This is a genomic window from Leucobacter sp. PH1c (assembly GCF_000633415.1).
GTDB lineage: Bacteria > Actinomycetota > Actinomycetes > Actinomycetales > Microbacteriaceae > Leucobacter.
The window spans coordinates 1-678 of the sequence record NZ_AYMV01000070.1; the positions used below are offsets into that span (position 1 = coordinate 1).

At 72.1% G+C, this 678-nt stretch carries 1 protein-coding gene; it reads right to left on the minus strand.

Translation table 11 applies throughout. The annotated features are described in order from the left end of the window. Window positions 1-94: 94 nt before the first annotated feature. Window positions 95-678, minus strand: a 584-nt coding sequence (locus tag U874_RS14545) for a hypothetical protein (protein ID WP_036058237.1), incomplete at its 5' end; no start/stop codon positions are given.

The following is a 678-nucleotide window of genomic DNA, read 5'->3' on the forward strand; positions in this document are numbered from 1 at the left end:
TACGGGGGGGGTCCCGGGGCACGGGGGTGCGGGGCGGCTGGGCGGCCGCCCCGCAGGCCGGGCCCGGATCGCTCCGGGCCCGGCTGCGCCTGGCTTAGGCGCCGAACTGCGCGCCGGTGTCGCGGACCTGCGCCAGCGAGACCGTGAGCTCGCCGAGCGTGTCGACGAGGGTCACGTCGGTGCGGTCGGTCACCGTCGTGTCGGTCGCCTGGTACCGGAAGTCACCGTCCACGTCCTCGTAGAAGGACGCGTAGATGATCACGTTCAGGTCGACCGTGGTGGCGGGCATGCCGAACACGGCGGACTGGGCGGTGACGCCGTCCACAGCGGTCGCGGTCGAGCCGAGGATGCCGTTGGTCGCGTCCTCCGCGCCCGCAGCCTGCCCGGCAGCGGGGGCCGAGAGGTAGAGGAGCGGCGAATCCGCGGTCTTCGGCAGCGCGGTCTCGGTGACGAGCAGCTGGTCGCCGTAGTAGACCTCGTAGCTGTAGTTGATGCCCGAGACGTTCTCGGTGAGGTTCTGCAGGCCGTCGATGCCGACGCGCGCGACGAGGTTGTCGCCGTCGAGCGTCGCCGTCGTCTCGAACGAGGCGGCGAGCTTGTCACCGGGGGCGATGCGCCAGGCCGTGATGTCGGTCACCTGGTGGCCGGGCTGCGAACCGTCGCTCGCGCCGACGGTCT